This window comes from Pyrobaculum sp. (assembly GCF_049971835.1).
Taxonomy (GTDB): Archaea; Thermoproteota; Thermoprotei; order Thermoproteales; family Thermoproteaceae; genus Pyrobaculum.
Genome location: NZ_JBMFKV010000398.1, coordinates 1 through 831 on the forward strand (window position 1 = coordinate 1; position 831 = coordinate 831).

At 50.7% G+C, this 831-nt stretch carries 1 protein-coding gene; it reads left to right on the forward strand.

All coding sequences use genetic code 11. The features are described 5' to 3' along the window. Positions 1 to 574 precede the first annotated feature (574 nt). A partial coding sequence (locus ACP5J3_RS14945) for a hypothetical protein (protein ID WP_428496397.1) occupies positions 575 to 831 on the forward strand: 257 nt, incomplete at its 3' end.

An 831-nucleotide genomic window follows, 5' to 3' on the forward strand; every position in this document is an offset into this window, starting at 1 on the left:
AGGAGGTGGGCGAGGGCCCCTCTGGAGGAGCTCATCGCCTACGTCTACGAGAAGTACCCGGAGTATACGACGCGCTCTCTGTTGATATTTGACTACCTCCGCCTAGCAGAGAGGCATAAACTTTTCGAGATACGCGCCACTGCCAAGGCGCCTCAAAACTGTAATTAACCCTAGGTGTTTGGAGTAGCGTGGACGACATCTACGTCGTAGTCCCGTGGTCTCGGAAGAGCAAGCGAGCCAAGGCGATTATCCAGTCGGTCCTAGGTGCGCTTGAGCAGTTAGGGTACAAAGCGGAGCGTATACCGCGCCGCTGTCTCAAATACTGCGACCGTCACGAGAGGTATGAGTGCGCATGCTGTTGGGTGGACGAACCGGCGGTGATCTTCGAGTTGCGTGGAGGCGTCGTTGCGTACAAGTTGAATACTTAAAAACCTACACATTTTTTCACACAACCCCGAGGTAGTTGATAGGCGGTCACACCCCTCCTCAGGGAGGGGGGGAGGTCAAGTAGTTGGCCTCGACGTAAGCGTGATGTTGATAGAAACATTTTTAAACCAAAGTTTTTTGGATGGGCATGTTGCCAGAAGTCATATACTTCCCCGATGGAAGGTCTGTGTGCGTGAGGACTTATGTCTCCAACTGCCCTATGCTTAGATGTGTTGTGTGGTCCGACGAATTTAGGTACTACAGCATAGTTAATATGTCTAGTGTTGCCTCTGCTGTTGGGCTTTATCTGCGAGAAAAGAAGCTGGATAGACGCGTAAAATCTCTTAAAGTCGATGAGGAGTATGTTATGGGTGACGGCGAGATGTCAGTCAAAGACTACAAAAT